The 5,525-nt window shown below is 67.2% G+C and carries 4 protein-coding genes; all 4 read right to left on the bottom strand.

What is annotated here, in order from left to right; genetic code table 11:
• Positions 1–53: 53 nt before the first annotated feature.
• Positions 54–2,192, bottom strand: a complete 2,139-nt coding sequence (locus EB084_18505; GenBank protein ID NDD30253.1) for a hypothetical protein — start codon at positions 2,190–2,192, stop codon at positions 54–56.
• A 347-nt stretch (positions 2,193–2,539) separates the two neighbouring features.
• Complete coding sequence (locus EB084_18500; GenBank protein NDD30252.1) at positions 2,540–3,409, bottom strand: hypothetical protein; 870 nt, start codon at positions 3,407–3,409, stop codon at positions 2,540–2,542.
• Between the two features lie 131 nt (positions 3,410–3,540).
• On the bottom strand, positions 3,541–4,563 hold the full coding sequence (locus EB084_18495) for a hypothetical protein (GenBank protein ID NDD30251.1): 1,023 nt from the start codon (positions 4,561–4,563) through the stop codon (positions 3,541–3,543).
• A gap of 74 nt (positions 4,564–4,637) precedes the next feature.
• On the bottom strand, positions 4,638–5,525 hold an 888-nt coding region (locus tag EB084_18490; GenBank protein ID NDD30250.1), incomplete at its 5' end, for a 1-acyl-sn-glycerol-3-phosphate acyltransferase.

The following is a 5,525-nucleotide window of genomic DNA, read 5'->3' as shown; positions in this document are numbered from 1 at the left end:
GAATGAGCGCGCTCATTCCGCTTCCTGGCTTGTGACGGGTTTTGAGGTGCGTGCTACTGCGTCACGTCGAACGAGGTCGTGCCCGAGCCCGCCGTGTAGCCGGTCTTGCTCGCCGTCGAGGTCACCGTGTAGGTTCCTCGCCCGTCGATGGAAGCGTTCACGGTGTACCTGAGCGAGACCGCGCCGGTCGTCGACGTAGTTCCGGTGGCCGTGTAGAGTCGACCGTTCGCCGTGCGCAGGGTCACGGTGACATTGGCGCTCGCCACGTACGCGCCAGCCGACCTGACCGTGGTCGTGATGGTGGCCGTGTTCTTGCTGACGTAGGAGGCCTTGTCGGTGCCGACGCTCACGCTGAGCGCTGGGGCGCCGACCTTGATCGTGATGGAGGCGGTACCGCTCTTTCCCTTCGAATCGGTGGCCGTCGCCACGACGGTGTAGGTACCGTTCGCGAGCGTGGCCGTCGCGAAGCTTCCGCCCGTGCCGATGATGGTGCTGCCGATGGTCCACACCAGCTTCGAGGTCAGCGCACCGTCTTCAGCGTCGGTGGCCGTTCCGCTGAACGTGATGCTCGCGCCGGAGGCGAACGACGCATTGTTTGCCGGTGCCGTGATGGTCACCTTCGGCGCCGCGTTGGCGACGGTGAAGGTGACCGACGCGCTGCCCGTAAGGCCACCCGCGTCAGTGGCGCTGGCCGTGGCGGTGTAGGTGCCGTCCGGAAGCGCCGCTGTGAAGGAGGCGCCGGTGTAGGTCGTTCCATTGACCACCCAGCGCAGGGACGCCGAGAGGTTGCCGTCTTGCTGGTCAGAGGCCGAGCCGCTGAACGTGATGGTGGAACCGCTCGAGAACGTGGCGTTTGCGGTGGGCGACTGGATGGTGACCGCGGGCGCCGTGTTCGTCGCCCCCGTGTCCGCCACGCCCGAAGCCTGTGTCAGGCCGTATCCGTACTGGTTGTCGAAGCCAGAAGCGCCCAGATCGAGCACGAACTGCTGCAGGCGAGACCGCACCTGAGCGGCAGGATAGCCCGCCTTGAGGGCCAGGGCAACCACGCCAGACACGTGCGGCGTGGCCATCGAGGTGCCGCTGTAGGTGGCGTAGCCGCCGCCCGGCACGGTCGAGTAGATCGACACGCCCGGCGCCATCACCTCGAGCTTGGGGCCCGTGCACGAGAATGACGCGCGGTTGTTGCTCGAGTCGGTGGCACCCACCGCGATGCAGCTGGCGTAGCGCGCGGGGTAGTTGATGTTGTCTTCGGTGCCCGCAGCAGTGCCGTTGTTGCCGGCAGCGCAGAGGTTCAGGATGCCCGCCGCCTCAGCCTTGCGGAACGCGTCTTCGACGGTGGTGCCCGGGTTGCTCGACGCCCCGTAGCTGTTGCTCGTCACCTGGATGCCGTTGTCGACGCACCACTGCAGCGCGGCGATGACATTGCTGAAGTTGCCGCTGCCCGTGGAGTCGAGCACCTTGAGCGCGTAGATGCGCGCTTCCGGAGCGACGCCCACCACACCGGCTCCGTTGGCGGCGGCGGCGATGGTTCCCGCGCAGTGCGTACCGTGCCCGTTGTCGTCGAGCGGGTCGGCGTCCTTGTTGACGAAGTCGTAGCCGCCGGCGTAGTTCGCCGCGAGCTCGGAGTGGCGGTAGTCGACACCCGTGTCGATGACGGCCACCTTGATGCCGGTGCCGCGATTGCCGCTGGCCGCGACCTTGTCGGCGCCGATCTTGACCACGCCCCAGGTGTTGGCGAGCTCGGTAGAGGTCTGCAGCGCGCTGATCTCGAGGTCGGGCTCGATGGCCGACACGCGGGCGTCGCTGCGCAGCGCGCTGAGCGCGCTCGGAGGCACCTCGGCGGCGATCACGTCGACGAAGCGCGCGCGGAACTTCACCGTGCCGCCCTTCGACGCGATGAGCGACTCGTCGCTCTTGCTTGCGCTCGAGGCATATCGGATGAGGACCTTGAGATTGCCAGAGGCCGTCGTCGGCGCGCTCTCAGCGGTCGGGGCCACCCGCACGAAATCGGTCTGACCATCGCTCTTGGCCACACTCGCAGTCGAAGCCGCGCCTGCGGAGGTCGTCGCGGGAGTGGCGGTGCCGCCGGTCGTTCCGCTCGGCCCGCCTCCGCAGCCCGTGAGCAGCGTGATGCTGAGCAGGAGGGAGATCAGCCGGGGAAGAGCAGTGCGAAGGAAGCGGTTCGTGTTCATCGATGTCTCGGTCTCTCGAAGTCTTTGGGCGGGTTCGGTCGCTGTGAAGGCGGGGGGCAGGGATTCACAGGTCTTTCAGTATCCAAGTTATACCGTGCAACCATCAATCTGTCTATCCTCCGATAGGCCTAGCGTCGCCCGAGTTTGCGCGGCTTCGCCGGAGCAGGCGAAGGAGCCCGCCGTGCAGCTTCAAGCGAACCAATCTCTTCGCGCCGAGGCGGGCGCTGACGGTGGCTGTTCCTCTCGGCCTGTGGCGGCGGTGACAGCGCGTTCTTCGGCGGTGGCGTCTGAGCGGGGCCTGCCTCGGTACCGGGCCGAGAAGCGCCACGTCGAGACGCTCCCCTCACCTAGCGCGACTCAGCGAAGGTGCGCAGGTAGGCATTCATGCTGGACGTCAACGTGCTGCTGCTCCCGTTCCCCACCAGCAGGACGTACATGTTCCTGGCGCCGAGAGCCAGGCAGGCGATCATGGGCATCTCGTTGCCCTGAGCACCATCGATCCACAAGGCGGCGAACCCGTTGACCTCCACGCGATGCGACTCGGACACGTGCAGGTCCAGCTGTGTGGGAAGGAGGGCCTGTGCCTCACGGATCAAGGCATCCTCATGCGCCTTGCGGCTGGCGCCCGGGGGAGCCTGGGGAACGTCTCCTGAACACGAGAACCCGTAGAAGACGCCGGTGACCGGGTCTTTGCAGACAGAGATACCGCGGCCCGACGTAGCCCCCTGCCGACGCGTGGGCTGCACCGGCATGGCCACGGACGCAGCGCCCTCGGGCAAGGAGAAGCGCACCCATCCGGGCGGCGTTGCGGCGCTCCCCCCGGCGATGCTCGGCAAAGAGGCCGGAGGAGACGTGCTCGCGACCGAGGCGAGCGTGGCCGAGCTGGTGGCCGCGTGGCGCAGGAACACCGCACTGTCGCCCACCCTGAGTGCGCCGCACTGCGCCTTGGGCATCAGCGTGACGCTGCGCCCGGCGACCTTGCAGACCATCGCTTCGCCGATGGGGCGGCCATCTCGCTCGATGCGATACACGTCGCGCAGCTGTGGCGCGTCACCGCCATCAAGGTTCACGCCAGCCGTTCCCAGGTCGGGCTGTACCTTGACCACGCGACCGGACGCCTCTCCATCAGCCCATGCCCCCGGCGCTCCGGCCAGCAGCCCGAGTGCGGTGATGAGCGTGACCCCGAGCGCACACCATCGATTCCCTGCGAACGACATCGAGTCTGCTCCCTGCTCAGATGCGACTGGATTCTGCCCGTCGTGAGGCGAGCCCTCCCCCCGCTGAGACAGGGGCCGCCTTTCGAGGCGGCCCTGCTCTGCGTTCCCTGAGTTCGCCGAGACTGCGGTGCCTACTCGGCTTTCGGCTTGTCGTCAGCGCGCCAGGCATCGATCTTGGTGAGCATGCCCTTCCAGAACGCGCGGCGTCCTTCCTGACGCTTCACCGGATCGAGGTACTCCGCCGGCGTGCTCTGTCCCAAGGCCTTCTTCTTGATCTCGGGATCGAACCAGGTGTTCGGCTCGACGCCGGTCGCCTTGTGGATGACGTACTCGGCCTTGCGCCAGACATTGAGACGATCGAGCAGCGGGTTGGCCATGCCGTTGACGATGCAGTAGGTTCCGACGGGCTGGGCGTGATGCGCGTCGTGTGCCTTCTTGTTCTGGAAGACGCCGACGTTCTGCAGCATCTTGACCGGTTTCGCAACGCGTTCGCCCATGTGCGCCCAGCGGTGCGACGCCTGCGCGAAGTACCCGGCGGTGAGAACAGACAGAGCCGCCGCCTGCACGAGGTAGTGCGGATTGGCGTAGGCCACCGCGAGCAGTGCGGGGCCGAGCACCTGGCCAGCCTGGGCGCAGTTGCTCCACACGGAGACCTCCTCGAGGTCCCACGGCTTGACGTGGTGCTCCTGGAACTCACGGATCATCTTGCCCACGACCGGCGTCTTCGGACTGCCGTAGTTGTCGACCAGGAAGTGAAAGGCCCCGCTTCCCGCATCGGTGAGGGCCCAGGCGGCGGTGGCCGCGGCGGCGCTCCCCGCCACGGCAAGCGCGGCACCGGCCGCGGGCAGCCCCGCGATCTGGGTCGCGATGTTGGTGAGGGTCCACAGGCCCGCGCCCGCGCACACCGCGGTGACCGCTTTGTGGATGAGCGGCGTGGGGGCGGGATCGATACCGCGATATCCGGGCGGAGGAAGCGGGCGACCGTCTTTCGTTGGATCGTGGTCGGCGGCGAAGATGTCGCGCTGCGATGATGTCTGGACAGACGTCTCGGAAGGCGCGAGGGCTGCGCTCTCCGCGGGCGGCTGCTCAGCGCTCGAGACCGAAGCGCTCGTTGGCGTCTTCATCGGGACGGGGGAGCCAGAGATGGTGATCATGGGCGGGGGTCCTCTCTATATAAAGTGCGCCGTTGGGGAAGGAGACGGCACGAGAACGACGGGGTGAGTGAGGGTCATGCCGAGGAAGGGGAGATACGAAGGGTCTCCTTGATGGTGCCTTGGAACTTCTCCGCGCTGTCGTCGTAGGGCACGCCGGTCAGCTCGGCCTTGGCGTGGCCCATGGCGCGGTGGAGATCGACGGTGAGCTGGCGTATCGACGCTTTGCGCTTCAGTCCCTTTTCCGGACCTTCGGCGGCTGTCTGATCGCGATAGGCGTCGAGCGCGATGGGAGGGGCGATCTTGACGTGTGCCACATCGCGGTTCGCCCAGGCGCGATTCGTGAGCACCGTGGCCAGGCCCGCTGCAGCGCTCATCAGCGGCAGCGCCGCGTGCGGCAGGGCGAAAGCGCCGGCGAGCGCGCCGACGGCGCCGGCGGCGGCCCCCCAGCGAAGCATCTCGATGTACTTGGGCCACTGGTTGTTCCACTCGGGCTCCGGCGTCACGCGATGCGCTGCTCGACCCACCACGAAAGCACTCACCATTCCGGTGACGACGGCGCAAGCCGCGGTCTGAGCCGCAGGCGATCCGCAGGCCGCAGCCGCGACACCCGCAGCGGTCACTGCAGTGGCTGCCAGAAGCCCCACGGCCTTCTCTCCCAGCCGAGACTGGGTGTTGGGCGCGTAGTGGATGGCCATGGGCACGACGTGGTCGACGCCAGACTTGAGCGCAAAGGCGGCAGGCCCTTTCTTGATGGCGCCGATGCGGCCGTCCTTGTGCTCATCGGCCAGGCGTCCCTCCGGGAAGACACAGAGGTCAGAGCCGCCGCGCAGCACCTCGAGGCTGTGACGACAGGTGAGAATACTGGGCTTCTCGCGATCGACCGGAAAGGCTCCACCCCAGGTCATCAGCACGCCTCGAACGCCGTCGAACACGAACTTGTTGGCCATGAACCGCATGTCCTT

Source organism: Pseudomonadota bacterium, from assembly GCA_010028905.1.
Classification (GTDB): domain Bacteria; phylum Vulcanimicrobiota; class Xenobia; order RGZZ01; family RGZZ01; genus RGZZ01.
This window is presented reverse-complemented; position numbering and strand designations above follow the sequence as displayed.